Genomic DNA, 26,218 nt, shown 5'->3' with positions numbered 1-26,218 from the left:
GACCGGGCGGGCGGAGCTCGGCTAGGGCAGGGCAGCCGACAGTGCCGACAGGAACCCGCTCACCGTGACCCGGTCCCGCACAGCCACCCGCACCCATTCCTCACCGAGCCCCGGAAACGTGTCCCCCCGCCGTACCGCATAGCCGAGCTCCCGCAGCCGACGCCGTACGACCACCGCTTGGGGCATACGGACCAGCACAAAAGGCCCTTCCGCAGGCTCCACCACCCGCACCCCCCGCGAAGCGAACGCGGACAACCCCGCCACCAGGTGGGCCCGGTCCGCCGCGATGCGATGCGCGGCATGCCCCGCCTCGGCCAGGGCCCGCGGTGCCACACACGCCCGCGCCGCGGTGAGGGCCGGCGTGGAGACGGGCCACAGCGGCTGAGACCGCTCCAGTTCGGCGACGATCTCCGAAGGAGCCAGCACGTACCCGATCCGCAGCCCGGCCAGCCCCCACGTCTTGGTCAGGCTCCGCAGCACCACGAGACCGGGCACATCCGTCCGCCCGGCCAGCGCCTCCCGCTCACCCGGCACCGCGTCCATGAACGCCTCGTCGACCACCAGCACCCGTCCGGGACGGGCCAGTCGGGCGATCGTCCCCGCCGGATGCAGCACAGAGGTGGGGTTGGTCGGGTTCCCGATCACCACCAGATCGGCCTCCTCCGGCACCGCCGCCGGATCCAGCCGGAACCCGTCCGCCTCACGCAGCAGCACCCGCTCCACGGTGTGCCCCGCGTCCCTGAGCGCCGCCTCCGGCTCGGTGAACTGCGGATGCACGACGACCGGGCGCCGCACCTTCAGCGCCCGCGCCAGCAGCACGAACGCCTCCGCCGCGCCGGCCGTCAGCAGCACCCGTTCCACCGGCAGCCCGTGCCGCGCCGCCACCGCCGCCCGCGCGGCCCGACCGTCCGGGTAGGCCGCGAGGGACGACAGCGAGGCGGCGATCTCCTCCCGCAGCCACGGCGGCGGCGTGTCCGCGCGGACATTGACGGCGAGGTCGGTCAACGCCGCCCCGTCGTCCCGCACTTCGGCGTCCCCGTGATGCCGCAGATCGTGCCCGGAGCCGCCGGTGTCGTCAGTGCGCATGGCTGTGCGAGTGCCCCCCGTGATGGTGGTGCCCGTGCCCGTGGTGATGGCCGTCGTCGTCCGGGTGGAAGTGCGGCTGCTGCGGCAGCCCCACCTTGTCCTCGAAGCCGGGCAGCGCGATCCGGTACACGCACGAGTCGCAGTTCATGCGCAGATCACCCTTGACGGCCTCTCCGTACCGCTCCATCACCAGGTCCAGCAGCTCCGGCTCGGGCCCGATGACGTCCGCCGAGCGCACATCGGCCTCGGGGTGCCCGGCCGCCCACTCCTCGGTCTGCTGCCGCACCCGGTCCGGCAGGATCCCGGTGAACAGGAAGTAGGGCAGGACGACGATCCGCCGCGCGCCCAGCCTCGCGCACCGGTCAAGGCCGCTCGGCACGTCCGGCGCCGCCAGCGACACGAACGCCGTCTCGACCCCCGCGTACCCGCGGCCCTCCCACAGCAGCCGCGCCGCCTTGAACACCTCGGCGTTGGCATCGGGGTCGGTCGAGCCGCGCCCGACCAGCAGCACGGTCACCTCCGCGCGGTCCGTGTCGCCCAGCACCTCCTCCAGCCGCCGCTCCAGCACGTTCAGCAGCGCCGGGTGCGGGCCCAGCGGGCGGCCGTAGGTGTACGAGATGCCCGGGTGCCGTTCCTTCTCGCGGGCCAGCGCGGCCGGGATGTCGCCCTTGGCGTGCCCGGCGGACACCAGCATCAGCGGCACGGCGGCGAACCGGCGCACGCCCCGCTCGACCAGCTCGGCGACGGCCTCGCCGAGCGGCGGCGGGGACAGCTCGATGAAGCCGCCCGCGACGGGCAGCTCGGGGTGGCGGCGCCCCAGCTCACGCACGAAGTCGCGGAACGCCTCGGCTCCGGCGTCGTCACGGGTGCCGTGTCCGGCGATCAGCAGGGCGGGCGGGGTGGTCACGAGGTCTCCTCAGACGAAAGGGGGTGGTACAGCAGGGCGTTGAGCGCGGCGGCGGCGACCGCCGAGCCGCCCTTCTCGGACACGTTGCTCACGGCGGGCAGCCCGCTCTCGCGCAACGCGGCCTTGGACTCGGCCGCGCCGACGAAACCGACGGGCAGACCGATGACGAGTGCGGGGGAGGCGTCCAGGGTGAGCAGCTCCTCCAGGGCGGTCGGCGCACAGCCGATCACCCACAGGGCGCCCGGTCCGACCTGTTCGTAGGCGAGCCGGACGGCATGGGCCGAACGGGTCAGTCCCGGACCGGACGTGGCGTCCTTCAGCCGGCACACGGTCTCCCGCCGGGTGATGCCGGCCGCGACCATCTCCACGTCCACGACGACCGGCGCCCCGGCGTGCAGCGCCGCGTGCGCCTTCACCAGGTCGTCCTCGGCCATGACGAGGTCGGTCGCGTATTCCAGGTCGGCGGCGGAGTGGATGACCCGCTCCACGACCGCCCGGGTCAGGGGCGGGAAGTGCGAGGTGTCCAGGCGGGCGCGCAGCCGCCGGAAGGACTCCTGCTCGATGGGGTGGACCACACGGTTCACTGGGCGTCCTCCTGCCCCGCGGCGGAGCCGCTCATCGGTGCGGCTTCCTGCCAGCGGTAGCCGCGCGGGGTCACCATGCGGCCCGCGACGGTGCGGGTCGCGGTGTTGCCCACGGTGACGACCGTCATCATGTCGACCGTCGCCGGGTCCAGCCCGGCGAGCGTGGTCACCCGGCTCGACTCGTCCGGCCGGGAGGCGTTGCGTACGACGCCCACCGGTGTCGTCGGCTCCCGGTGCCCGGCCAGGATCGCGAGCGCCTTTGGCAGCTGCCAGTCGCGGCCCCGGGAGCGCGGGTTGTAGAAGGTCACGACGAGGTCCGCCTCGGCCGCCGCCCGCACCCGGCGTTCGATGACCTCCCACGGCGTGTGCAGGTCGGACAGGCTGATGGAGACGTGGTCGTGGCCCAGCGGCGCGCCCAGGACCGCCCCGGCGGCCAGCGCGGCCGTCACCCCGGGCACCCCGACCACGTCGATGTCGTCCGACGCCTCGGCGAGCGCCGGGGAGGCCATGGCGTACACGCCCGCGTCCCCGCTGCCGATCAGCGCCACCGCATGCCCCTTGCGGGCCTCCGCGACCGCCGTACGGGCCCGCTCCTCCTCGGCGCCGAGCCCAGACTCCAGCACCCTGGTGCCCGGCCGCAGCAGGTCGCGGATCTGGTCCACGTACTGGTCGAGGCCGACCAGCACCGAGGCCCGGCGCAGCTCGGCCGCCGCGCGCGGGGTGAGCAGGTCCCGGGCGCCCGGCCCGAGCCCGACCACCGCGAGCCGCCCGCGTCCCGGGCGTCGTACGACCGCGCAGGTCGCCATCGCGGGCCGGCCGTCCGCACGCTCCGACTTCCGCTTGGGCACCAGCAGTTCACCGCCGCGCACCAGCGCGGCGGCCTCCGCCACCGACGGTGTGCCGACGGCCGCGAGCGGCGCGTGCGACGGGTTGGGCACCTCGACCGCCGCAAGCTCCTCGGCGGAGTACGTCACCAGCGGCACCCCGAGCCGTTCGGCGGCGGCCAGCAGGCCCGGCTCCTCGGACTTGGCGTCCACCGTGGCGAGTTCGGCCACGGACCGCACCGAGAGGCCCGCCTGCGCCAGCGTCTCCTCGACCAGCCCGAGGACCTCGTCCACCGGCGCGCCCTTGGACGCGCCGACCCCGACCACCAGGGACGGCGGACGCAACAGCACCTCACGCTCGCCCGGCGCGACATCGCGGTCGGTGAGCCGGATGGTGTACGACCCCTGCGCCGAGACCGGCAGCGGCGGCAGCGGCCACGGCACCTCTGCCTCCAGCGCGACCGGTTCGCCGTCCAGCAGGGCGCGGGAGACCAGGGCCACCGAGCCCTCGTACGGCAGCCCGAGCGTGTCCAGGCCCGCCAGTCCCACGGAGTCCGTCGCGGTCGTCACCACCGGCTGGGCCCCCAGCAGCTCGCCGACCGCGCGGGCCAGTTCGTTGGCGCCCCCGCCGTGCCCGCCGGCCAGTGACACCGCGAACCGGCCGCCCTCGTCCACGCACACCACACCCGGGTCGGCCGTCTTGTCGCCGAGCAGGGGCGCGAGCAGCCGTACCGTCGCGCCCGTCGCCAGGAAGCACACCAGCTGCTCGCACTCGGCGAACGCGGCCCGTACCGCCTCCCCGACGGGACCCTCGTACACGCGCGTACGGTCCGGCCAGGCCGCGGCCAGCCGGTCCCGCGCCACCGCCCCCGCCGCGGTGGCGGAAATCAGGCCGATCACTGGGCAACTCCCTCACTCGATACCGGGGTTCTGTCACCCCAGAGCAGAAACACAGGATTGGTGGCCGCGAGCCGGGTCACGTCCCCGGGCAGCGGCGCCAGGCGCGAGGACTGCAGCAGCACCCCGTCGCAGGTGAACCCGGCGGCCGTGAGCGCCTCACGGGCGGCCGGCACACGGTCCAGCGCGGCCATGGCGACGACCACGGTCCGCCGGGCCCGCCGCGCGCACGCGCCGACGACGGCGGGCAGTTCCCGGCCGCCACCGCCGACGAACACCGCGTCGGGATCGTCGAGCGTGTCCAGGGCCTCGGGGGCCGGGCCGTGCACCACGTCCACGTCGACCCCGTGGGCGTGCGCGTTGGCGTGGATCCGCGCCACCCCGTCCGCCGCCTTCTCCACGGCGACGACGGCCGCGCCGAGCCGCGCGCACTCCACCGCCACCGAGCCCGAGCCGGCGCCCACGTCCCACACCAGGTCGCCCAGCCGCGGCCCCAGCCGGGCCAGCGCCAGCGCCCGCACCTCGAACTTGGTGATCATCGAGTCGCGGTGCGCGAACCCGCCCTCGTCCAGCGCCCATCGGGCGGGTCCGGCCGGTGCCCCGGCGACCGTACGCACCCCGCCGAGAGCGCGTGTCTCGTCCAGGCACAGCACCACGCTGACGTCCGGGCCCCAGTTCCGGGCGGCGGCCTCGGCGGGCGTGACCCGTTCGACGCGCTCCTCCGCGGAGCCGAGGGCGGAGGCGACGACGAGGACGCGCCCGCGGGGCGCGTGCGCCGACGCGGCCTCCGGACCGGCCGTCGCGTCCCGCGGTACCCGAGAGCGGTGCAGCAGCGCCGCCCCCAGTTCCGCCGGCCCCGCGCCCGGCCCCGTCAGCACCGCCACCTTCGGCCGCGCGCGGCACACGTTGACCGCCGTACGCAGCTCCCTGCCGTGTGCGCTGACGACCACGGCGTCGTCCCATGTCAGCCCCACCCGCGCGAACGCGGCGGCCACGGACGAGACACCGGGCCGCACCTCAAGCCGCCGCGACCCGAACCGCTCGGCCAGCACCCGGACGATCCCGAAGAACCCCGGGTCGCCGGAGGCCAGTACGACGACCCGGCTCCGCTTCTCCAGATACCGCTCGATGATGTCCAGCGCCGGCGCCAGCGGCCCCAGCACGACCTGCTCGGCGCCGTCGGGCAGCCGTACCGCGTCCAGGTGCCGGCGCCCGCCGACCACCAGCGCGGCGCCCGCGAGAACGTCCGCGGCGACCGGCGCGCCCGTCCCCGTGCCGACGACCGTGATCAACTCTTCGCCCGCTGCTCGCGCAGGGCCCGCCGGGCCTCGGGGTCGGCCTTGCGGTATCCGTGGAAGTGCCCCGGGTGGTACAGGTGCGAACGGGTGCCGTGCGCGTCCAGCGCCGGGCCGACCAGGAAGAGCGTGTGCTTCCAGAGCTTGTGCTCCTTGACCGTCTCCTCCAGCGTGCCGATGGTGCAGCGCACGATCAGCTCCTCCGGCCAGGTCGCCTGGTAGGCGACGACCACCGGCGTGTCCGTCGGATAGCCGCCCTCCAGCAGCTCGCGCACCAGCTGTCCGCTGCGCGCCGCCGACAGGAAGACCGCCATGGTGGTGCCGTGCCGGGCGAACTCGCGCACCTCCTCGCCGGGCGGCATCGGCGTCTTGCCGCCGCCCAGCCGGGTGAGGACGACGGACTGCGCGACCTCGGGGATGGTCAGCTCACGCTGGGCGAGCGCGGCGACGGCGGAGAAGGACGAGACCCCGGGGACGACCTCCGTGGCGATGCCGATCTCGGCGCACCGGTCCAGCTGTTCCTGCGTGCCGCCCCACAGCGCCGGGTCGCCGGAGTGGATCCGGGCCACCTTCAGGCCCTCGGCACGGGCGCGCCGGTAGACGGCGACGACGTCCTCCAGGGACATGGCCGCCGAGTCGAGGACCTGAGCGTCCTCGCGCGCGTGCGCCAGGACCTCCGCCTGGACCAGGCTCGCCGCCCAGATCACCACGTCCGCCTCCGCGATCGCGCGCGCGGCACGGAACGTCAGCAGATCGGCGGCGCCGGGGCCGGCACCGACGAACGTCACCTTGCCGGTGGGGGCATCGGCCATGGGAGGGTCCTCTCGTACGGGGTCACCAATGAAAAGCAGGGGAAATATCAGGTTCTGCGTCGATGTGGGCGTGGCCGGATGTGCACGAAGGCGCCTTCATCGGATAGCAAGGGCCTATGGCGGTCTTCGTCGCGCTCGGCGCGTTCCTGATGACGCTGGCCGGCGGCTGGACGGCACAGCGCGTGACCGACCGTCGGCACCTGGTCCTCGGACTGGCCGGCGGTCTGATGCTGGGCGTGGTCGGCCTGGACCTGCTGCCGGAGGCGCTGCACGCCGCCCACCACGAGGTCTTCGGCGTACCCGCCGCCCTGCTGCTGTTCGTGACCGGCTTCCTGCTGGCCCATCTGGTGGAGCGCACGCTGGCCGCCCGGCAGGCCGCGCACGGCGGCGCCGAGGGACACGACCACCGGGCGCCCGAGGTGGGCCTGGCGGCGGCCGGCGCCATGGTGGGCCACAGCGCCATGGACGGCGTGGCGATCGGCGCGGCCTTCCAGGTGGGCGGCGGCATGGGCGCGGCCGTCGCGCTCGCCGTGATCGCGCACGACTTCGCGGACGGCTTCAACACCTTCACCATCACGAGCCTGTACGGCAACGCCCGTCGCCGCGCCATCGCCATGCTGGTCGCCGACGCCTGCGCACCGCTGCTCGGCGCGGTGTCGACCGCCTTCTTCCACATCCCCGAGCCGGTACTCGGCGGCTATCTCGGCCTCTTCGGCGGCGTACTGCTCTACCTCGCCGCCGCCGAGATCCTGCCCGAGGCCCACCACGAGCACCCGGCCCGCTCCACCCTGCTGTGCACGGTGGCGGGCGCGGCCTTCATCTGGCTGGTGGTCGGCCTCTCCGGCGGCTGAGCCGACCGGTCGCCCGGGCCGGCTCACAGCTTCCCGCCCCGCCCGCCGTCCCGCCGCGGGGGCGCGATCAGCGTCGACAGATACGGCAACGGCGTCCCGTCCAGCTCGCCGGCCGACCGCACCGACTCCTCCGGCAGCCCCAGCGCCGAACCCCACACGGCGTCCCCGAGCCGCCCGGTCTCCCGCAGCGCCTCGGCGACCTCGGCGGCCTGCCGCCCGAACTTGTACGCCACGACGGTCCCGGGCCCGGCCAACGCGTCCTTGAGCACGGCGGACCCGGCGGTGACCGGCACCAGCGTCAGCGGTTCGGTGCCCTCGGTCAGCACGGCACCGGACCGCGCCGCCAGATCCTGCATGGCGGTGATCCCGGGCACGGTCTCCACGACCACGTCCGGCACCAGCTCCGTGATGGTCTGGGCGAGATAGGTGAACGTGGAGTACACGTTCGGATCGCCGATGGTGGCGAAGGCGACGGATCCGTGCGCTGCGAGAAGCTCGGCGACCCGCCCGCCCGCCGCGTCCCAGGCGGCCTCCCGGCGCGCCCGGTCGGTCCGCTCGTTCAGCGCGAACACCACCCGGACGACCTTCTCCGCGGGCACGTAGTGCAACACGGTCGCCTCGGCCCGCCCCCGCTCCCCGGTGTCCATCACCGGGACGACGACGACATCGGCGGCCCGCAGCGCGTTGACCCCCTTGACGGTCACCAGCTCCGGATCACCGGGACCGACCCCGACTCCGACCAGCCTGCTGCTCATGACGTCCGGCACCTCTCCACGAACCGACGGGCGACACCGGGCTCGGACGCCCAGTGCGTGTGCAGGTAACTCGCGTGCACGCCCCGCTGTACGAAACCTTCGACCCGCCGTACGGGCGCCCGCACGCCCCAGGCGGGAGCCTCACCGACGCCGGGCTCGACGACCGTGCGATGGAACTCGTGCCCCCGCATCCGGGTCCCGGCGACGGCCAGCACACTGTCCCCGACGGCCACGGCGTCCCGGTAGCCGAGGGTCAGCCGTTCCGTCATGCGTGCGGTCGCGTCCAGCACCCCGCACATGGGCTGCCCGTCCAGCTCGCGGCACAGGTAGATCAGCCCGGCGCACTCGGCGGCGACGGGAGCACCGGCGAGGGCCAGTTCGGCGACGGCCTTCCTCAGCGGCTCGTTGGCGGACAGCTCACCGGCATACATCTCGGGGAAACCGCCGCCGATGACCAACCCGGCGGTGTCTTCCGGCAGTTGCTCGTCCCGCAGGGGGTCGAAGGTGACGACGTCGGCACCGGCGGCGGTGAGCAGTTCCGTGTGTTCGGCGTAGGAGAAGGTGAAGGCGGGTCCGCCGGCCACGGCGACCACCTCACGCTTGCCCGTGGTGGTGACGGGCGGTTCCCAAGGAGCGCATGACAGGTCTCCCGCACTCCGCGCCAGTCGCCGCAGAGCTTCGAGATCGCAACCTCGCTCCACCTGAGCGGCCATCGCCGCCACTGCGTCTGTCGCGTCGGACCGTCGCTCGGCCACCGGCACCAACCCCAGATGGCGAGAAGGCGTATCCACCTGCGGAACCCGCCGCAGCACACCGAGGACAGGCACCCCCGCCGAATCCAGGGCCTCCCGGAGAAGCTCCTCGTGCCGGTCGGAGCCCACCTTGTTCAGGATCACGCCCCCGACCCGCACCTCCGGATCCCAGGAAGCGAACCCGTGCACCAGCGCCGCCACCGACCGCGACTGCGACGACGCGTCGACCACCAGCACCACCGGCGCCCGCAGCAGCTTGGCGACATGAGCGGTGGACGCCAGTTCACCCTCTCCGGCCGCCCCGTCGTACAGCCCCATCACGCCCTCGACCACGGCCAGGTCACAGCCCCGCGCCCCGTGCAGGAACAGCGGAGCGACCAGCTCGGGACCGCACAGATACGCGTCCAGGTTGCGTCCCACCCGCCCGGTCGCGAGCGCGTGGTAGCCGGGGTCGATGTAGTCCGGCCCGACCTTGTGCGGGGACACGGCGAGCCCCCGCGCGGCGAACGCGGCCATCAGCCCCGTGGCGACGGTGGTCTTGCCGCTGCCCGAGGAAGGCGCGGCAATGACCAGCCGAGGCACCGACGACATCACCACTCGATGCCCTTCTGGCCCTTCTGCCCCACGTCCATGGGGTGCTTGACCTTGGACATGTCGGTGACGAGGTCGGCGAAGTCCACCAGTTTCTCCGGCGCGTTCCGCCCGGTGATCACCACATGCTGGGTGCCGGGCCGGTTCCGCAGCACGTCCACGACCTCGTCGGTGTCCACCCACCCCCAGTGCATGGGGTAGGCGAACTCGTCCAGCACGTACAGCCGGTACGTCTCGGCGGCCAGGTCCCGCTTGACCTGCTCCCAGCCCTCCCGGGCCTTCTCCTCATTGTCCATCTGCTGATCGCGCTGCACCCAGGACCAGCCCTCGCCCATCTTGTGCCAGTCCACGGTCCCGCCCTCGCCGGAGGCGCCGAGCACCCGCAGCGCGTTCTCCTCGCCGACCTTCCACTTGGCCGACTTCACGAACTGGAACACCCCGATGGGCCACCCCTGGTTCCAGGCGCGCAGTGCGAGCCCGAACGCGGCGGTGGACTTGCCCTTGCCGATGCCGGTGTGCACGACGACCAGCGGACGGTTGCGTCGCTGACGGGTGGTCAGTCCGTCGTCCGGTACCACACTCGGCTGTCCCTGCGGCATTACGCGGCCCTCCTCGAAGTCCTCTGCGTCCCCTGCACGTCCCTGACCAGCCCGGCGATCGAGTCGGCCCGCAGCTCGTCCAGCGTGACGGCCGTACCGCCCAGCTCACCCGCGAGCTGCCCGGCGAGCCCGAGCCGCACCGGCCCCGACTCGCAGTCCACGACCACCGAGGCGACCGACTCGGCCGCGAACAGCCGCGCCGCACGCCCTGCCAGCGCGACCGGCTCGGGGCCGCCGGTGGCCCGCCCGTCGGTCACCACGACCACGAGCGCCCGCCGCGCCGGATCCCGCAGCCGCTCCACGCGCAGCACCTCGTGCGCCCTGAGCAGCCCGGCGGCCAGCGGCGTACGGCCACCGGTCGGCAGCGACTCCAGCCGCGCCGCGGCCGCGTCGACCGACGAGGTCGGCGGCAGCGCGACATCGGCGCCCGACCCCCGGAACGTCACCAGCCCCACCTTGTCCCGCCGCTGGTACGCGTCCAGCAGCAGCGACAGCACGGCCCCCTTCACGGCACCCATCCGCTGCCGCGCCGCCATCGACCCCGAGGCGTCCACGACGAACAGCACGAGGTTGCCCTCGCGGCCCTCCCGGGTCGCCTGCCGCAGATCGTCCCGGCGGACCACCAGCCCCGGCCCGGACCGGCCGCGCGCCCGCTGGTGCGGGGCCGCCGCCTGCACGGTCGCCGCCAGGTGCAGCTTGGTCAGGGCCCCCCGGGGCCGCCGGGCACCGGTCGTCCGCCCGTGCTCGGTCCGCGCGCGTGACCGCCGTCCGGCCGCCCCCTCGCCGATCCCGGGCACGCTCAGCACCTTGGTCCGGAACGGCTCGGCGGCCCGTACGGCCGACTGCTCCCGCGCGCCGGAGGCCTGCGGTTCCCCGCCCTCACCGGACTCCGGCCGCGCGGCGGCGTCCCCGCCCCCCTGCGGACCGGAGTCGGGCTGCGGCCCGCCACCGCCCCCGCCGGGACCGTCCGGATCGGGGTCGTCGTCGCCCTCGTTCTCCCCGGAGAACTGCTCCAGCGTCTCGTCCAGCTTGTCCTCGTCCAGGCCCGGCGCGTCAAAGGGGTTACGGCGCCTGCGGTGCGGGAGCGCCAGCAGCGCCGCCTGCCGGACGTCCTCCGCGAGGACGTCCGTCCGCCCGGCCCACGCGGCCAGCGCCGTCGCCGTACGCGCCATCACGATGTCGGCGCGCATGCCGTCCACCTCGAAGGCCGCGCAGGTCGCCGCGATCTGCCGCAGCGCACCGTCGCCCAGCCGCACCTGCGGCAGCAACTCCCGTGCCGCCACGATCCGTTGCCGTACGACGGCCTCCTCCTCGGCCCACCGGGCGGCGAAGCCGGCCGGATCGTCGTCGTACGCCAGCCGGCGCCGCACCACCTCGACCCGCTGGTCCGGCTCCCGCGAGGCCGCGACCTCCACGGTCAGCCCGAACCGGTCCAGAAGCTGGGGCCTGAGCTCGCCCTCCTCGGGGTTCATGGTGCCGACGAGCAGGAAGCGGGCCGCGTGCCGCACCGACACACCCTCGCGCTCCACGTACGACGCACCCATCGCCGCCGCGTCCAGCAGCAGGTCGACCAGGTGGTCGTGGAGCAGGTTGACCTCGTCGACGTAGAGGATCCCGCGGTGCGCGTCGGCCAGCAGACCCGGCTCGAACGCCTTCACACCCTCCGCGAGCGCCCGCTCGATGTCCAGGGCACCGACCAGCCGGTCCTCGGAGGCACCGACGGGGAGCTCGACCATCCGTGCGGGACGGGCCGCACCCGCCCCCCGCTCGTGCGGGCCGTCCGGGCACGACGGGTCCGGTGCCGCCGGATCACAGGAGAACCGGCACCCCGGGACGACGGCCACCTGTGGCAGCAGCGCCGACAGAGCACGCACGGCCGTCGACTTGGCCGTGCCCTTCTCGCCGCGCACCAGCACCCCGCCCACCGCCGGGGACACGGCGTTCAGCAGCAGCGCCAGCCGCAGGTCGTCCTGACCGACCACGGCCGTAAAAGGGAAGGGGGTTGTCACTGGTCGTCGCCCTCCAAGTCGCCTTCCAGCTCCAGGTAGGTGGCGCGCAGCCGCTCCAGCGTGTCCGCGTCCGGCTCCGCCCACAGGCCGCGGTCCGCCGCCTCCAGCAGCCGCTCGGTGATGCCGCGCAGCGCCCACGGGTTGGACTTCTGCATGAAGTCCCGGTTCTCCGGGTCGAAGACGTACTCCGCGCTGAGCTTCTCGTACATCCAGTCGTCGACCACGCCCGCCGTGGCGTCGTAGCCGAACAGATAGTCCACGGTCGCCGCCATCTCGAAGGCGCCCTTGTAGCCGTGCCGGCGCATGGCCGCCATCCAGCGCGGGTTGACCACGCGGGCCCGGAAGACACGGTGCGTCTCCTCGCCCAGCGTGCGGGTCTTCACCTGGTCCGGTACGGCACTGTCGCCGACGTACGCCTCGGGGTTGGCGCCGGTCAGATGCCGCACCATGGCGACCATGCCGCCGTGGTACTGGAAGTAGTCGTCTGCGTCGACCAGATCGTGCTCGCGGGTGTCGACGTTCTTCGCCGCCACCGCGATCCGCCGGAACGCGGTCTCCATGTCCCCGCGCGCCGCCCGCCCGTCGAGCCCGCGCCCGTACGCGTACCCGCCCCAGACGGCGTACACCTCGGCCAGATCCGCGTCGCTGCGCCAGTTGCGCGCGTCGATCAGCGGGAGCAGACCGGCACCGTAGGCCCCCGGCTTCGAGCCGAAGACACGGGCCGTGGCGCGCCGCCGGTCGCCGTGCTCGGCGGTGTCCTCGTCGGCGTGCGCCCGCACGTAGTTGGACTCGGCCGGCTCGTCCAGCTCGGCCACCGCCCGCACCGCGTCGTCGATCAGCCCGACGACGTGCGGGAACGCGTCCCGGAAGAAACCGGAGATACGGACCGTCACATCGATGCGCGGCCGGCCCAGCTCCTCCAGGGGGACCACCTCGAAGCCCGTGACCCGGCGCGAGGCGTCGTCCCACACCGGGCGGCAGCCCAGCAGCGCCAGGATCTCGGCGATGTCGTCGCCCTGGGTGCGCATCGCGGACGTACCCCACACCGTCAGACCGACGGACTTCGGGTACTCGCCCGTGTCCTGCAGATACCTCTGCACCAGCGAGTCGGCCAGCGACTGGCCGACCTCCCAGCTCAGCCTCGAAGGAATCGCCTTGGGGTCGACCGAGTAGAAGTTCCGGCCGGTCGGCAGCACGTTCACCAGACCGCGGGTCGGCGAACCCGACGGACCCGCCGGGACGTAACCGCCGTCCAGCGCCCGCAGGATGTGCCCGATCTCGTCCGTGGTCCTCGCCAGCCGCGGTACGACCTCGTCGCACGCGAACTCCAGCACCGCCACGGCGTCCGGGAGTTCGGTGCCGAGCACGCCCCGCAGCACGGCCGGGACGACCGCACGGTCCCAGGCCCGTGCCTCCATGCCCTCCGCGATCCGCCGGCACAGCTGCTCCAGCAGGTCGATCGCGTCGGACGCGGTGCGCGCCGGACCCTCGACGAGGTCGGTCAGCTCCACCGGCACCTTCACCGGGGCACCGGGCTCGGCCAGCAGCTCCTTCTCCACCAGCCCGAAATGGGCGGCGAGCGAGGCCCTGAGCCCCGGCAGCGCGTTCGCCCGGCCGCCCCACACCTGCGAGGCGCGCAGCACGGCGAGCACCAGGTTCACGCGCGGCTCGGCGACCGGGCCGCCGCCCAGGATGTGCAGACCGTCGCGGATCTGCACGTCCTTGATCTCGCACAGATAGCCGTCGATGTGCATGACGAACTCGTCGAACTCGTCGTCGTCCGGCTGCTCGTCCACATGCAGGTCGTGGTGCAGCTCGGCCGCCTTGACCAGCGTCCAGATCTGGGCGCGCACGGCCGGGGCCTTCACCGGGTCCAGGTCGGAGACGAGCGCGTACTCGTCCAGCAGCTGCTCCAGCTTGGCGAGGTCGCCGTAGGTGTCGGCGCGGGCCATCGGCGGCACCAGGTGGTCGACCACCGTGGCGTGCCCGCGCCGCTTGGCCTGGGTGCCCTCGCCGGGGTCGTTGACGATGAACGGGTAGATCAGCGGCAGGTCGCCGAGCACCGCGTCCGGGGCGCAGCCCGCGCTCAGGCCGAGCCCCTTGCCCGGCAGCCACTCCATCGTGCCGTGCTTGCCCATGTGCACGATCGCGTCCGCGCCGAAGCTGTTCTCCAGCCAGCGGTAGGCCGCCATGTAGTGGTGCGAGGGCGGCATGTCGGGGTCGTGGTAGATCGCGATCGGGTTCTCGCCGAAGCCGCGCGGCGGCTGGATCATCACGACGACGTTCCCGAACTGCAGCGACGCCAGCACGATGTCGTCACCGTCGACATAGAGGCTGCCCGGCGGCTCGCCCCACGCCTCGGTCATCGCGTCCCGCAGCTCCGGGTCGAGCTTCTCGAACCAGGCGCGGTAGTCGGCCAGCGGCACCCGCGCGGGAGCCGCCGCCAGCTGCTCCTCCGTGAGCCACTCCACGTCGTGACCGCCGGCCGCGATCAGCCGGTGGATCAACTCGTCGCCGCCGGAGGGGTACTCGGTGAGTGCGTAGCCGGCGTCCCGGAGCGCGTCCAGTACCCGCACCGCCGACGCGGGCGTGTCCAGTCCGACCGCGTTGCCGACCCGGGAGTGCTTGGTCGGGTACGCCGTGAAGACCAGCGCGACCTTCTTCTCGGCGTTCGGCTTGTGCTTCAACCGGGCGTGGCGCAGGGCGATTCCGGCCACCCGCGCGGCCCGTTCCGGGTCGGCGAGGTACACCGGGACCTCGTCCGGGCCCTGCTCCTTGAAGGAGAACGGCACGGTGATCAGCCGCCCGTCGAACTCCGGGATCGCGACCTGCATCGCCGCGTCCATCGGGGACAGGGCGGCGTCGGACTCCTCCCAGGCGGCCCGCGAGGAGGTGAGGCACAGGCCCTGCAGCACCGGGATGTCCAGATCCGCGAGCGCCCCGATGTCCCAGGACTCCTCGTCGCCGCCCGCCGAGGCCTGCGAGGCGTGCGTGCCGCCGGCCGCCAGCACCGTGGCGACCAGCACGTCGGCCTTCGCCAGCAACTCGTACAGCCCGGCGTCCGCGCCGCGCAGCGAACCGCAGTAGACGGGCAGGGCGTTGGCGCCCTTCGCCTCGATCGCCTCGCACAGGGTGTCCACGAAGGCGGTGTTGCCGCTCAGTTCGTGCGCCCGGTAGAAGAGCACGCCCACGGTCGGCCGGCCGTCGCGGACCGGGTACGAGCCGTGGACGCCGTACTCCGGCATCTTCCGCGGCTCCTCGAAGCCCTCACCGGTCAGCAGCACGGTGTCCGACAGGAACCGGGACAGCTCCAGCAGGTTCGCGGGGCCGCCCTCGACCAGGTACTTCAGCGCCTCCGCCACCACACCGGCCGGCACCGACGACTCGGCCATCAGCTCGGCGTCGGGCACGGCCTCGCCGCCCAGCAGCACGGTCGGGATCCCGGCCGCCTTCAGTGCGGTGAGCCCCTCCTCCCAGGCGCGCTTGCCGCCCAGCAGCCGTACGACGGCCAGGTCGGCCCCGTCGAGCAGGCGCGGCAGCTCCTCGCGGACGTCCACCCGGGTCGGGTTGCCGATGCGGTAGTCCGCGCCGGAGGCCCGGGCCGCCAGCAGATCCGTGTCGGCGGTCGACAACAACAACACTGTGCTCATGCGGGCGCTCCCGGTGGAATGAAAGGCAGTCCTTGCGGCGCGCCCGACTCGATGAGCCGCCAGAGCGCGTCCGTGTCCGCGTGCTGTTCGATCAGGTCGCCGAGCCGGTCGAGCTGCTCCTCGCGCAGCGCGGCGAAGGAGGTGCCGGGCGCCGGCACGAAGCGGCGGCCCGCGGCGGCGGCCACCTCGCGCAGGAAGGCCCGCCGGAAGCCGTCCGACTCCAGCGAACCGTGCCAGTGCGTGCCCCAGGTCTGTCCGACCCGGCAGCCGTCGAGGCTGTGTCCTTTGTCATCGGAGATGAACGGTTGCCCTCCCTCTATGGAGGCGACCCCGTGGTGGATCTCGTACCCCTCGACCCGCTCGCCGAGGGCCTCCCCGGCCGGCCGGGTCAGGGTCTTGTCGCGGGCGAACCGCACCCGCACGGGCAGCACGCCGAGCCCGTCGACCGCGCCGGCCCGCGACTCGACCTCGTCCTCGATGTGCTCGCCGAGAATCTGGAAGCCGCCGCAGATGCCGAGGATCGGGCGCTGCTCGGCGGCTCTCCTGAGAAGCGCGTCGGCAAGCCCCCGCTCCCGCAGCCACTCCAGGGCCCGTACGGTCCCGCGCGTGCCCGGGATCACCACCAGGTCGGCGTCCGCCAGCTCCTCGGCCCGGTCCACGAACCGCACCACGACACCCGGTTCGGCGGCCAGCGCGTCCACGTCCGTGAAATTGGACATCAGCGGAATGGCGCACACGGCGACCCGCAGCACGTCCTCGCCGACGGGCGGGGCCACGTTCGACTCCCGCACAGTCCCCCGCAGGGAAACGCGCAGTCCGTCCTCCTCGTCGATGCCGAGGCCGTGCCGGAACGGCAGGACGCCGTAGGCGGGCCGTCCGGTGAGCCCGCGCAGCATCTCCAACCCGGGCTCCAGCAGGCCGACATCGCCCCGGAACTTGTTCACCAGGAACCCGGCGACCAGCTCCTGGTCCTCGGGCGACAGCAGGGCGACGGTCCCGAAGAAGGACGCGAAGACGCCCCCGCGGTCGATGTCGCCCACCACCAGCACGGGAAGCCGCGCACTCCGCGCGATGCCCATGTTCACGATGTCGGTCCGGCGCAGATTGATCTCGGCCGGGCTGCCCGCACCCTCACAGATCACCGCGTCATACGTGCCCCGCAACTCGGCCAGGCAGTCCAGCACGGTGCCGAGGAGCTGCTGCTGCCGCCCCCCGTGGTACCCGCGCGCGCTCAGCTCGCCCACCGGCCTGCCCAGCAGCACCACCTGGCTGCTCTGCTCGCCGCCCGGCTTGAGCAGCACCGGGTTCATCAGCGCGGTCGGCTCGATCCGGCACGCCTGGGCCTGCATGGCCTGGGCCCGCCCGATCTCCGCGCCCTGGCGGGTCACGAAGGAGTTCAGCGACATGTTCTGCGCCTTGAACGGCGCGACCTTCACACCCTGGCGCACCAGCCACCGGCAGATCCCGGCCGTCACGACGCTCTTGCCGGCGTCGGAGGTGGTGCCGGCGACGAGGAGTCCCCCGTTCACTTTCCACGTCCCTTCAGACCCTTGACGAGACCTTTGGCGAGGAGACGCGCGGCGACCGTGGTGCCGAGCGCGAGAAGGCCGACGCGGCCGGAGAGCCGTACGGACCGGTCGATGTCGGTGACCCGGACCGCCCGTCCGGTGTCCCCGTTCAGCACCGGCCGGTGCTCGACCCGGCCGCCGTAGGAGAGCGTGCCGCCCAGGCGTACGCCGAGGGCCCCGGCGAAGGAGGCCTCGACGGGCCCGGCGTTGGGGCTCGGGTGCTTGCGGGCGTCGGCCTTCCAGGCGCGCAGGGCACCGCGGGGGTCGGGCCCGGCCGCGGCGGCGAGCACGGCGGTCAGCCGCGCCCCCGGCCAGCCGGCCAGGTCGTCGAGCCGAGCGGAGGCCCAGCCGTAGCGCCGGTAGCGGGGGGACTTGTGACCCACCATCGCGTCCAGCGTGTTGACCGCCCGGAACCCGAGCAGCCCCGGAACCCCGGCCACGGCCCCCCACACCAGTGCCCCCACGACGGCGTCGGAGGTGTTCTCGGCGACCGACTCGACCACTGCCCGGGCGATCCCGTCGGCGTCCAGCGCCTGGGGATCCCGGCCGCACAGATGCGGCAGCCGGGCCCGCGCCGCCTGGACGTCTCCGCGCTCCAGAGCGCGCCCGATGGTGCGGGCCTCCCGGGCGAGCGACGTACCGCCGACGACCGCCCAGGTGGCGGCGGCGGTCAGCGCGAGGGACGCGGCGGGGGAGGGGCGTACGGCGCGTGCGGCCACCGCGCCCAGTGCGACGGCGCCTCCGGCGCACACGACGGTGTGCAGGGCGCCCCAGCCGCGGTGGTCGTGCCACAACGCGCCGTCCACGGCAGCGGCCGCCCGGCCGAACGCGGCGACCGGATGCCCGTGGCGCGGATCGCCGAGCAGCAGGTCACCGAGAAGGCCGGCGGCGGCGCCGTACGCGTATGTGCGATCGGCACCCATCGGCTCAGCCGGCCGTGGGTACAGGAGCGGGCCTGGTTCGGGTCCTGGTCCTTCGGCAGCCGAGCATGGCGATCCGTGTCCTCACTCAGGGTGTCCGCGCCCTGGTTCGACGAGATTCGGCGGTGAGAGTTCCTGGCTCCCGGGGTTCTTCCCCGGTGACAGTGGCGGGACCGCGCCGGATTCGCACCGGCTTCCTCTTCTGCCGCCCTACATGGCCTGGGCAGTCCACCACGCGCCCCGAACGGCCGTCAACTTGCCGTTGACCTGCAGGGGGAGAGTGTGCGGATCCCCACATCGCGGGGTGTGCGGGCATGAGAAAGGCCCCCCTTCCGCCTTCCGGGGGAGGGGAGCCTTCAGAGGGTGTGGTCAGGGCTTGGCCACGATCAGGTAGATGCCGTACGCCACCGCCGCCGCGCACGCGGCGAAGCAGACGTAGGCGCCGGTGACGGCGAGGCCGGCGGAGCCGCCCTGGGCCGCGGCCTTCTCGCGCCGGGCCAGACCGCCCACGCCGAGGGTGAACAGGGCCACCAGGCCCACTGTGAAGGCGAGGCTGACGCCGAAGACGGAGCCGAGGGCCGCCCAGTCGATCTTCATGATGCTTCCTTCGTAACCGGGGTGGCCGGGGTCAGACGGTGGCGGCCGGCGGGGCGGCCGGGGCAGCGGGTTCGGCGGCCGGGGAGGGGATCGTCGCCGTCAGGTCCTCGGTGAGCGTGCCCGCCGGGGGCGGGGCCACCGCGGCGATGGCGGTGGTCACCACGCCGGCCGGCTCCTCGGCGTCGGCGACGACATTGGTGTGGTCGACGACCTCACGGCGGGAGATCTTCCAGATCGCGGCGCTCGCGGCGACCAGGAAGACGGCGACCGCGGCGGTGCCCCAGTCACCGAGGTCCGTGACGGACTCGGCGCCCGCGCCGACCAGCGCGGCGGCCGGGAGGGTGAGCACCCAGGCGACGGCCATGCGGGTCGCGGTGGACCAGCGGACCACCCCGCCCTTGCGGCCGAGGCCCGCGCCCATCACCGAACCGGAGACGACGTGCGTGGTGGACAGGGAGAAGCCCAGGTGGGAGGAGGCCAGGATGGCGGTCGCGGCGCTGGTCTGGGCGGCGAAGCCCTGGCGCGGCTCCAGGTCGGTCAGGCCGGTGCCCATGGTGCGGATGATGCGCCAGCCGCCGATCCAGGTGCCCAGCGCGATGGCCAGGCCGGCGGAGAGGATGACCCAGGTGGGAGGGTTGGAGCCCGGGGCGATGGCGCCGCCCGCGATCAGCGCGAGGGTGATGATGCCCATCGTCTTCTGGGCGTCGTTGGTGCCGTGGGCGAGGGAGACCAGGCCGGCGGAGGCGATCTGGCCGGCGCGGTAGCCCTTGCGGGTGGCCTCGCCCTCGGCCTTGCCGCCGATGCCGTAGGAGAAGCGGGTGGCCAGCATCGAGGCGACGCCCGCCACGACCGGTGCGGCGACCGCCGGCAGCAGCACCTTGGTGACCAGCACGTCGCCGTGCACGGCACCGAAGCCGGCGGAGGCGACGGTGGCGCCGATCAGACCGCCCATCAGGGCGTGCGAGGAACTGGACGGCAGGCCCACCAGCCAGGTCAGCAGGTTCCAGAGGATCGCGCCGACCAGGGCGGCGAAGATGACCTCGGGACGGATGCCGGTCTCGTCGACGAGACCCTTGGAGATCGTGTTCGCGACCTCCACGGAGAGGAAGGCGCCGACCAGGTTGAGGGCGGCGGACATGGTTACCGCGATCTTCGGCTTCAGGGCGCCTGTGGAGATGGTGGTGGCCATCGCGTTCGCGGTGTCGTGGAAACCGTTCGTGAAATCGAACGCGAGTGCGGTTACCACCACAATCGCGAGAATCAGCGAGAAGCTTTCCATTTACCCAGGCAATCGTTCGAGGTCATTGGCTGGACGACCGTAGGCAACCTGGGTGAACGGAAGATGAACTGAGACGGGCGCGACGGTGTCCGTATGGGGGGAGTGGGGTTCCGTACGGCCCTCTCGGCCCAGGCGCCCCATGGCTACCGGCCCCGCGCGAGGGTCCGCAGCCGGCTGGTGGACCCGTTGAAGAGATTCTGGTCACCCGGCAGCCGGCCCTCCGTGCCGTACTGCCAGATCGTCCAGTACGGCCATCCGCCCGGCAGCTTCCCCGGCCGCGAGGTGCCGTGACGGGCGATCCACAGGGGGTTGCCGGTGAACGCGCGGCTGTTGCCGGTGCAGAGCTCCCACCACGGGGTCGACGTGTAGATCACGGGGCGGCGCCCGGTCCTCCGCCTGACCTCGTTGCTGAAGGACCGGATCCAGCGGACCATCCGCTTCCTGCCCATCCCGTAGCACTTGTGCTTCTTGTCGTACGGGTTGTACTCGAGGTCGAGCGCGGGCGGCAGCGTCCAGCCGTCCGCCCGCCAGCCGCCGCCGTGCCGTACGAAGTACGCGGCCTGCTTGGCGCCGGAGGACTTGTCCGGCCGGGCGAAGTGGTAGGCGCCCCGGACCAGGCCCGCCTCGCGTGCGCCGTTGTACTGCTGCGAGAAGTAGGGGTTGCGGTAGTCCGTGGACTCCGTCGCCTTGATGTAGACGAACCGCGCGCCCTTGGACCGGGCGGCCGGCCAGTCGACGCGCTCCTGGTGCGACGAGACGTCGTGTCCGTGGGGCTTGGCCGCGGTCGGCGCCCCGGCTCCGGCCGCCGCGGGCGCGGTGCCCAGGAGGGCGAGCGCCGCCGTGGCCGCCACGAGGACCCCGGCGCGGCGACCGAGGCGAGTGCGTTCACGGGCCATGTGTCTCCCCGGGTCGGCGGACGAGGGATCGTCCGGCGGGCAAGGCAGACCATTGAAGGCCCGGCGATCATCGAATCAGCGCCTCGTGAGCGGCGATTCCTCCCGATTTCCACCCGTTCGGGGGTGCGTGCCGACGGCCGGAAGTGACCGCCACCCCTCTTGCCCCCGGGCGCGGCTGGCAGGATCGCGGCATGGCTGAACAGCGGCGGGACGCGGAACGGGAACGCATCTGGGCGGAACTGGTCGCGACGGCGCGGCGGACCGTAACCGACGGGCTGGTGGTCGGCACCTCCGGGAACGTCTCGGCGCGTATCGGCGACCTCGTGCTCGTCACCCCGTCGGGCGTGCCCTACGACCGGCTCACCCCCAACGACATGACCGGCGTCGACCTCACCGGACGCCAGGTGCTCGGCACACTGGTGCCGACCAGCGAGCTGCCCCTGCACCTCGCCGTCTACCGCACCACCGACGCCCGCGCGGTCGTCCACACCCACGCCGTGCACGCGACGGCGGTCTCCACGCTCGTGCCCGAGCTGCCGCTGGTCCACTACATGGCCGCCGCCCTGGGCGGCCCGGTCCGCGTCGCCCCGTACGCCACCTACGGCACCGACGAGCTGGCCCAGAACATGCTCCGCGCCCTGGCGGGCCGCTCCGGCTGCCTGCTGCAGAACCACGGCACGATCACCTACGGCGCCGGCCTCGACCAGGCCTACGACCGCACCGCCCAGCTGGAGTGGATGTGCCGCCTGTGGCTGACGGCGTCCTCGGTGCCGAGCCTGACCCCGTCTCTGCTGACGGAGGCACAACTGGCCGAGGCCGGGGAACGCTTGAAGGGGTATGGCCAACGGAGGTGACCCCTTGCCGCGCAGCCCTTTGCTCCGCGCCCTGCTGACCCCGCTCCCCTCGATCCGCCGCACCGGCGCTCGGCCACGACGCCGGGATCCGGCGGTGCCGAACCCATGCGCACCCCGACGCTCCCCACTCGGCCCCGCCCTTCCGCTGGCCGGTGACGGCAACCCCCATGACACTGGACGCGTGCGCCCCGTCAAAGCGACCGCCACCGCACTCACCGTCGCACTGGCCGCCGGCATGGCCTCCGTGGCCGTCGGCCGGCTTGCCAGTGACGCCGCGCTGAAGGCGCCCGCGGGCCGTCCGCTGCCCACCGAGCCCCGCCTCACCGTGCACGGCACGGCTGCCGGCCAGATCACGCTCACCCGCGACCTGGCCGCGCTGCGCCCCGGCACCTACGGCCTGTCCGGCGACGGCTCCCACGCGGTCGTCGGCCCCGTCCTGGAGGCGGCCCGGCACACGGCCGACACCGTCGTACGCCGTCTGGAAGGCGTCACGCACGGCACGTTCGCCCCCGGCGACGCGGTGTGGCTCACCCCGAACCTGTACATCGGCAATCCGTCCGCCGCCCTCGGCCTCGACCACGCGGACATCGACGTGCCCGGCGAACTCGGCCGGCTGCCCGCCTGGTTCGTACCCGGCCAGCGGGACACCTGGGTGATCGCCGTGCACGGCCTGGGCGCCACCCGGGAACAGGCCATGAACATCATGGGCTTCCTGCACGCCCGCCGGCTGCCGGTCCTCGCCCTCGCCTACCGGGGCGACCTCGGCGCGCCGCGCCCGCCGGACGGCCTGAACCACCTCGGCGAGACCGAGTGGCGGGACCTGGACGCGGCCGTCCGCCACGCCGTCCGCCACGGCGCCCGCCGGGTCGTCCTGCTCGGCTGGTCCACCGGTGCCACCATGGCCCTGCGCGCCGCCGAGCACTCCGCGGTGCGCGAGCGCATCGCCGGACTGGTCCTGGACTCGCCGGTGCTCAGCTGGGAGGCCACGCTGCGCGCCCTCGCCCACGCCCGCCACACCCCCCAGCCGCTGCTGCCGCTCGCCGTACGGGCCGCGCAGGGCCGGGCCGGCCTGCACGCCGACCGGGTCGCCGAGATCACCGACCCCGAGCGGCTCGCCGTCCCGACCCTGATCTTCCACGGCCCCGACGACCAGGTGGCCCCCTGGGAGCTCTCCCGCCGGCTCGCCCACCGCCGCGCCGATCTGGTCGCCCTGCACACCGTGGCCAACGCACCGCACGCGGCGATGTGGAACGCCGACCCGAAGGAGTACGAGGAGCGGCTGCGCCGCTTCCTGACACCCTTGATGTGAGGTTTGACCGGAGACCTGATGTGGGGCCCGATGTGCGGCCCCGGACCGCCTGCCCGCCCGGTGCGGGGCATTCCGTTTAAGGCCGTACGACTGGCTTGATCACCCCTCCTCGCCCCGCACCGAACCCCGTGCCTTGGCCAGCCCCGTCGCCCCCCGTGACATTCCGTTTGGGTTTTCGGACCGTCAACCGGAAGACTGCACCCGTGACGTCCCGTATCCCGCGCGACTCCAGGCTCCGACTCGTCCGACCGCGACCCCTGGCCGCCGCCCCCAGAGCTGTGAACCAGCGGCGCCCGCGCCGCCCCGCACCCCGGCCGCCGGAGGGCACACCCGCCCCCGCCGAACTGGCGAGAATGGCACGCATCGGGCTGGCCGGCCCGGTCCGCGTGGCCCGCTGGGCCGACGCCGCACTCGGTCCCGGCAGCGACGGCGCCACCGCCGACGGCAAGGCCACCCTCTCCGCCGTCACCGCCGAACGCGCCGCCGCCGACCTGGGCCTGAGCGCCGCTCAGGTCCGCGCCGACTGGGACACCGCCCGCCTGGCCGGACTCGTCGAGGTGCACGGCGACAGCGCGCGCCCCGGCTGGCGGCTGCGCGCCTGGGACCGTGACGACAGCGCCGTACTGCGCGGCTGGGTCGCCCTCTTCGACGCCTGGTCGCTCGCCTCCCCGGAACCCGAGGAGTACGAGCCGGCCGCCGTCGCGGAGGTCGTCTCGGCCATGCCGCAGGTGCTCTCCTTCCTCCAGCTGTCCGCCGGTCCCGTCCCGGTCGAGCAGCTGCTCGACCTGCTCCAGCAACGGGTCACCGAACTGCGCACCGAGCGCTGCGAGGTCCCCTACGAGCCCGGCACCGACCACCCCGCCGGCTCCGGATCCGTGCGGCCGGCCGTGCCGCGACAGCCGACCGCGCAGGGGCCGGAGCACCCGGCCGAGCCCGGCGCCGGGCAGCCCGCCGGGACCGGGGAGCCGGGTGCGGCCGCCGGTCCCGCCGCACCCGCATCCGCCGTCGACACCCCGCTCGCCCCGCTCCTCGACTGGGCGCTGCGGGCCCTCGCCGCCGTGGGTGCGCTGACCTACGGCGACGGCCAGGCCACTCTCACCCCGCTGGGCAGCTGGGCGGTCTGGGTCAAGCTGGAGCAGATCTGCGTGGCCGCGCAGAGCCCGGCCGGCAACATCGAGCAGTCCGCCGAGGACATGCTCCGCGGCTGCGCCCAGCTGCGCCCCAACGCCGCCCGCGCCGAATACCGCGCCTGGCTCGCCGCCCGTCCCGTCGGCAGCGCCGTCACCGAGCTGATCCAGGCCGCCCGCGGCGAGGACGCCCTGCTGCGCGGCCTGGCCTTCGAGGCGCTGCGCGTCGTCGGCGCCCCCGCCGAGCCCGACGTGCGCGCCGTCGTGGACGAGCCCGCCGTCCGGCCGTACGCCCTGCTGTGGCTCGCCGAGCACGACGGGGCCGATCCGGAGGACGCCCACGAGGTCCTGACCCGTGAGGAGGCGACCTGGCTGTGGGTGGACACCGCCGCGGCCGTCGCCGACCACGGCGAGGCGCCGATGCTGGTCCGGCATCTGGAGTCCGCGGTGCAGCCGACGGTCCCCCAGCTGCTCGACGAGGTCCGCGCCGTCGGTCACCCCCGCACCGTGCAGGTCCTGGTCGCGCTCGCCGCCGCACACCCCGACCCGGCCCTCGCCAAGGCCGTGCGCCGAGCCGCCTTCCAGGTGCACACCGGAGGATGAGCCGGCCCGGAGGTCAGGCGCCGATCTCCGGGGCGTACGTCCCGAAGCTCCAGATGTTGCCCTCGGTGTCGCGGGCCATGTAGTCACGCGAGCCGTAGTCCTGGTCGGTCGGGGGCATCAGGATCTCCACGCCGTGCTCCAGGGCCCGCTGGTGGTGGGCGTCCACGTCGTCCACGACGACGTACACCCCGGCGGGGCCCGCGTCCTTCATCACCGTGTCGAACAGGCCGCCCCGGCCCTTGGAGCCGATCATCACCGCGCCGTTGCCCTGGACCAGCTCGGCGTGCATCACCTTGCCGTCCTGCGTCTCGTACACCGACAGTTCGGTGAAACCGAGGCCCTCCGTGAGCTGCCGTATCGCCGCCTTGGCGTCCGCGTACAACACCGTGGGGTAGAGGCTCGGCCGTCCGCCGCCCGTACCTGCCATGCCGATCACTCCTTGTGCGTCGGTTCTGGGGCGCCTCGTTCAGTCTTGCAGCCGGCACTGACAACGCACCCTGCCGCTGCCGAGCCCGGGCTCGGACCGGCGCGCACCCGAACGGGCGACTTCCCGCCCCCGCCCGCCCCGGCACCGGCCCCCACCCGCCGCCCGCGACTACGCTCTGCGCCTGATCCGCGGCCGAGGACACCGAAGGGGGACAGGTGGCCACCCCACCACCCACCAGCCACCCGCGTCCCCCGGGCCCCGCAACCCCCCACAGGCGTCCCGCGCGTGTGCACCGCGTACGCCGTGCACTCCCTGCCCTCTGCGGGGTTCTCCTCGCCGCGGTTCTGTTCGGTGTCGCGCATCACCTGCGGCCGCCCGCCCCGTACGGAGACCGTTTCGTGCCGGCCGCGCACGGGCAGCGCCGGCCGGAGGCGGGAGCGTGGACGTCTCGTGCGCGGGGTGCCGTCGTCGTCGCCTACGACACCCGCACGGGCCTGCCGCGCTGGCGGTACGCGCGCGTGGGGCATCGGCCGGTCGCCGTGCTGACCGCGGGCGAGGAGGTGATCGCGCTGTGGGAGGACGGGCTGCTCACCGGCGCCGACGACCGCTCGGTGCGCTGGCACCGCGCGCTGCCCGACGCGGCCGAGTGGCTCCCCGCCCAGGGCGGCACCGGTGTCCTGCGTCCCGTCGGTCACGGCATCCTCGCGGTCGTCACCCCGCACCGCGTCTCCGCGTACCGCCTCGCCGACGGCGATCTGCGCTGGGTGCTGCCCGCCCGCACCGGCTGCGCGTTCCGGCCCGAGGGCGCCGTACGGCACGGCGCGGCCCTGCTGATCGCCCAGCCCTGTGCGCGGGGCGCCTGGACCGGGCAGCTCGTGGCCCTGGACGACCTCGGACGGATCACCCCGGACCGCACGCCCCTCGGCAACGATCTCCCGCGGCCCGGCCCGAACGCGTGGACGTAGAAAAACCGCTTGCACGGCCCCGTTAGACTTCTCCCATGGCCATTCTCCTCGCGCATTAGAC

22 protein-coding genes and 1 riboswitch are annotated in these 26,218 nt (G+C 73.9%); of the genes, 5 read left to right on the top strand and 17 right to left on the bottom strand.

Annotated elements, in window-relative coordinates:
• Positions 1-21 precede the first annotated feature (21 nt).
• Genes cobC through cobM form a run of 6 tightly spaced genes read right to left on the bottom strand, consistent with a single transcriptional unit; the run spans position 22 to position 6,405 of the window.
• Complete coding sequence (cobC, locus tag ACZ41I_RS20970) at positions 22-1,086, bottom strand: Rv2231c family pyridoxal phosphate-dependent protein CobC (protein ID WP_363214921.1); 1,065 nt, start codon at positions 1,084-1,086, stop codon at positions 22-24.
• Positions 1,076-1,993 carry a sirohydrochlorin chelatase gene (locus tag ACZ41I_RS20965; RefSeq protein ID WP_399770380.1) on the bottom strand — a complete coding sequence of 306 codons (918 nt, stop codon included), beginning with the start codon at positions 1,991-1,993 and terminating at the stop codon, positions 1,076-1,078. The genes cobC and ACZ41I_RS20965 overlap by 11 nt, the downstream gene beginning before the upstream one ends.
• Positions 1,990-2,577, bottom strand: coding sequence for a precorrin-8X methylmutase (locus tag ACZ41I_RS20960; protein ID WP_399770383.1), 588 nt, complete (start codon positions 2,575-2,577; stop codon positions 1,990-1,992). The genes ACZ41I_RS20965 and ACZ41I_RS20960 overlap by 4 nt, the downstream gene beginning before the upstream one ends.
• The gene (gene cobJ, locus ACZ41I_RS20955; RefSeq protein WP_363214918.1) at positions 2,574-4,301 is read right to left on the bottom strand and encodes a precorrin-3B C(17)-methyltransferase; all 1,728 of its coding nucleotides are present in this window, start codon (positions 4,299-4,301) and stop codon (positions 2,574-2,576) included. Before cobJ ends, ACZ41I_RS20960 begins: the two co-directional genes overlap by 4 nt.
• The gene (gene cbiE, locus ACZ41I_RS20950; protein ID WP_468514770.1) at positions 4,298-5,590 is read right to left on the bottom strand and encodes a precorrin-6y C5,15-methyltransferase (decarboxylating) subunit CbiE; all 1,293 of its coding nucleotides are present in this window, start codon (positions 5,588-5,590) and stop codon (positions 4,298-4,300) included. The genes cobJ and cbiE overlap by 4 nt, the downstream gene beginning before the upstream one ends.
• Positions 5,587-6,405 (bottom strand): precorrin-4 C(11)-methyltransferase, encoded by an 819-nt coding sequence (cobM, locus tag ACZ41I_RS20945; protein ID WP_363214916.1) that lies wholly within the window; start codon positions 6,403-6,405, stop codon positions 5,587-5,589. The genes cbiE and cobM overlap by 4 nt, the downstream gene beginning before the upstream one ends.
• A 116-nt stretch (positions 6,406-6,521) precedes the next feature.
• On the opposite strand from cobM, the gene ACZ41I_RS20940 reads away from it, so the two are divergent.
• Positions 6,522-7,256, top strand: a complete 735-nt coding sequence (locus ACZ41I_RS20940; RefSeq protein WP_363214915.1) for a ZIP family metal transporter — start codon at positions 6,522-6,524, stop codon at positions 7,254-7,256.
• A 23-nt stretch (positions 7,257-7,279) separates the two neighbouring features.
• Here the strand turns inward: ACZ41I_RS20940 and cobI are convergent, their stop codons facing one another.
• From cobI to ACZ41I_RS20890, 10 genes are all read right to left on the bottom strand, one after another.
• The gene (gene cobI, locus ACZ41I_RS20935) at positions 7,280-8,011 is read right to left on the bottom strand and encodes a precorrin-2 C(20)-methyltransferase (RefSeq protein ID WP_363214914.1); all 732 of its coding nucleotides are present in this window, start codon (positions 8,009-8,011) and stop codon (positions 7,280-7,282) included.
• Positions 8,008-9,354 carry a cobyrinate a,c-diamide synthase gene (locus ACZ41I_RS20930; protein WP_468514769.1) on the bottom strand — a complete coding sequence of 449 codons (1,347 nt, stop codon included), beginning with the start codon at positions 9,352-9,354 and terminating at the stop codon, positions 8,008-8,010. The genes cobI and ACZ41I_RS20930 overlap by 4 nt, the downstream gene beginning before the upstream one ends.
• Positions 9,354-9,953, bottom strand: a complete 600-nt coding sequence (cobO, locus tag ACZ41I_RS20925) for a cob(I)yrinic acid a,c-diamide adenosyltransferase (protein ID WP_363214912.1) — start codon at positions 9,951-9,953, stop codon at positions 9,354-9,356. Before cobO ends, ACZ41I_RS20930 begins: the two co-directional genes overlap by 1 nt.
• The gene (locus ACZ41I_RS20920) at positions 9,953-11,962 is read right to left on the bottom strand and encodes a putative cobaltochelatase (RefSeq protein ID WP_399770394.1); all 2,010 of its coding nucleotides are present in this window, start codon (positions 11,960-11,962) and stop codon (positions 9,953-9,955) included. The genes cobO and ACZ41I_RS20920 overlap by 1 nt, the downstream gene beginning before the upstream one ends.
• Positions 11,959-15,612 (bottom strand): cobaltochelatase subunit CobN, encoded by a 3,654-nt coding sequence (cobN, locus tag ACZ41I_RS20915; RefSeq protein ID WP_468514768.1) that lies wholly within the window; start codon positions 15,610-15,612, stop codon positions 11,959-11,961. Before cobN ends, ACZ41I_RS20920 begins: the two co-directional genes overlap by 4 nt.
• Positions 15,609-17,141, bottom strand: coding sequence for a cobyric acid synthase (locus ACZ41I_RS20910; protein ID WP_363214909.1), 1,533 nt, complete (start codon positions 17,139-17,141; stop codon positions 15,609-15,611). Before ACZ41I_RS20910 ends, cobN begins: the two co-directional genes overlap by 4 nt.
• The gene (locus ACZ41I_RS20905; protein ID WP_399770398.1) at positions 17,138-18,103 is read right to left on the bottom strand and encodes a cobalamin biosynthesis protein; all 966 of its coding nucleotides are present in this window, start codon (positions 18,101-18,103) and stop codon (positions 17,138-17,140) included. The genes ACZ41I_RS20910 and ACZ41I_RS20905 overlap by 4 nt, the downstream gene beginning before the upstream one ends.
• 104 nt (positions 18,104-18,207) lie before the next feature.
• A riboswitch (cobalamin riboswitch) is annotated at positions 18,208-18,348 on the bottom strand.
• Positions 18,349-18,469: 121 nt separating this feature from the next.
• A complete protein-coding gene (locus ACZ41I_RS20900) occupies positions 18,470-18,697 on the bottom strand; it encodes a hypothetical protein (RefSeq protein ID WP_363214907.1) in 228 nt (75 codons plus the stop codon).
• 31 nt (positions 18,698-18,728) lie between these two features.
• The gene (locus ACZ41I_RS20895; protein ID WP_363214906.1) at positions 18,729-19,976 is read right to left on the bottom strand and encodes an inorganic phosphate transporter; all 1,248 of its coding nucleotides are present in this window, start codon (positions 19,974-19,976) and stop codon (positions 18,729-18,731) included.
• A 143-nt stretch (positions 19,977-20,119) separates the two neighbouring features.
• Positions 20,120-20,872 carry a lysozyme gene (locus tag ACZ41I_RS20890; protein ID WP_399770400.1) on the bottom strand — a complete coding sequence of 251 codons (753 nt, stop codon included), beginning with the start codon at positions 20,870-20,872 and terminating at the stop codon, positions 20,120-20,122.
• A gap of 191 nt (positions 20,873-21,063) precedes the next feature.
• On the opposite strand from ACZ41I_RS20890, the gene ACZ41I_RS20885 reads away from it, so the two are divergent.
• The 3 genes from ACZ41I_RS20885 to ACZ41I_RS20875 all read left to right on the top strand — a co-directional run bounded on the left by ACZ41I_RS20885 (position 21,064) and on the right by ACZ41I_RS20875 (position 24,765).
• A complete protein-coding gene (locus tag ACZ41I_RS20885; protein ID WP_468514767.1) occupies positions 21,064-21,726 on the top strand; it encodes a class II aldolase/adducin family protein in 663 nt (220 codons plus the stop codon).
• 181 nt (positions 21,727-21,907) lie between these two features.
• Positions 21,908-23,035, top strand: coding sequence for an alpha/beta hydrolase (locus ACZ41I_RS20880; protein ID WP_363214903.1), 1,128 nt, complete (start codon positions 21,908-21,910; stop codon positions 23,033-23,035).
• A 353-nt stretch (positions 23,036-23,388) separates the two neighbouring features.
• Complete coding sequence (locus ACZ41I_RS20875; RefSeq protein ID WP_468514766.1) at positions 23,389-24,765, top strand: hypothetical protein; 1,377 nt, start codon at positions 23,389-23,391, stop codon at positions 24,763-24,765.
• Positions 24,766-24,778: 13 nt separating this feature from the next.
• Here ACZ41I_RS20875 and ACZ41I_RS20870 read toward each other — a convergent pair whose 3' ends face one another.
• Positions 24,779-25,192: a VOC family protein gene (locus ACZ41I_RS20870; protein ID WP_363214901.1), complete on the bottom strand. Its 414-nt coding sequence runs from the start codon at positions 25,190-25,192 to the stop codon at positions 24,779-24,781.
• A gap of 398 nt (positions 25,193-25,590) precedes the next feature.
• Between ACZ41I_RS20870 and ACZ41I_RS20865 the strand changes: the two genes are divergently transcribed.
• Positions 25,591-26,157, top strand: a complete 567-nt coding sequence (locus ACZ41I_RS20865; RefSeq protein ID WP_468514765.1) for an outer membrane protein assembly factor BamB family protein — start codon at positions 25,591-25,593, stop codon at positions 26,155-26,157.
• Positions 26,158-26,218: the final 61 nt, after the last annotated feature.

Source organism: Streptomyces sp. NPDC030799 (genome assembly GCF_055572255.1).
The sequence above is the reverse complement of the archived record's forward strand: the minus strand, read 5'-3'. Positions and strand labels throughout refer to the sequence as shown.

What these genes read in the sequence shown, in the direction of transcription:
- cobC (WP_363214921.1), bottom strand. Translation starts at nt 1,086, where the DNA reads ATGCGCACTGACGACACCGGCGGCTCCGGGCACGATCTGCGGCATCAC.
- cobM (WP_363214916.1), bottom strand. Translation starts at nt 6,405, where the DNA reads ATGGCCGATGCCCCCACCGGCAAGGTGACGTTCGTCGGTGCCGGCCCC.
- ACZ41I_RS20940 (WP_363214915.1), top strand. Translation starts at nt 6,522, where the DNA reads ATGGCGGTCTTCGTCGCGCTCGGCGCGTTCCTGATGACGCTGGCCGGC.
- cobI (WP_363214914.1), bottom strand. Translation starts at nt 8,011, where the DNA reads ATGAGCAGCAGGCTGGTCGGAGTCGGGGTCGGTCCCGGTGATCCGGAG.
- ACZ41I_RS20930 (WP_468514769.1), bottom strand. Translation starts at nt 9,354, where the DNA reads ATGTCGTCGGTGCCTCGGCTGGTCATTGCCGCGCCTTCCTCGGGCAGC.
- cobO (WP_363214912.1), bottom strand. Translation starts at nt 9,953, where the DNA reads ATGCCGCAGGGACAGCCGAGTGTGGTACCGGACGACGGACTGACCACC.
- cobN (WP_468514768.1), bottom strand. Translation starts at nt 15,612, where the DNA reads ATGAGCACAGTGTTGTTGTTGTCGACCGCCGACACGGATCTGCTGGCG.
- ACZ41I_RS20905 (WP_399770398.1), bottom strand. Translation starts at nt 18,103, where the DNA reads ATGGGTGCCGATCGCACATACGCGTACGGCGCCGCCGCCGGCCTTCTC.
- ACZ41I_RS20900 (WP_363214907.1), bottom strand. Translation starts at nt 18,697, where the DNA reads ATGAAGATCGACTGGGCGGCCCTCGGCTCCGTCTTCGGCGTCAGCCTC.
- ACZ41I_RS20895 (WP_363214906.1), bottom strand. Translation starts at nt 19,976, where the DNA reads ATGGAAAGCTTCTCGCTGATTCTCGCGATTGTGGTGGTAACCGCACTC.
- ACZ41I_RS20890 (WP_399770400.1), bottom strand. Translation starts at nt 20,872, where the DNA reads ATGGCCCGTGAACGCACTCGCCTCGGTCGCCGCGCCGGGGTCCTCGTG.
- ACZ41I_RS20885 (WP_468514767.1), top strand. Translation starts at nt 21,064, where the DNA reads ATGGCTGAACAGCGGCGGGACGCGGAACGGGAACGCATCTGGGCGGAA.
- ACZ41I_RS20875 (WP_468514766.1), top strand. Translation starts at nt 23,389, where the DNA reads ATGGCACGCATCGGGCTGGCCGGCCCGGTCCGCGTGGCCCGCTGGGCC.
- ACZ41I_RS20870 (WP_363214901.1), bottom strand. Translation starts at nt 25,192, where the DNA reads ATGGCAGGTACGGGCGGCGGACGGCCGAGCCTCTACCCCACGGTGTTG.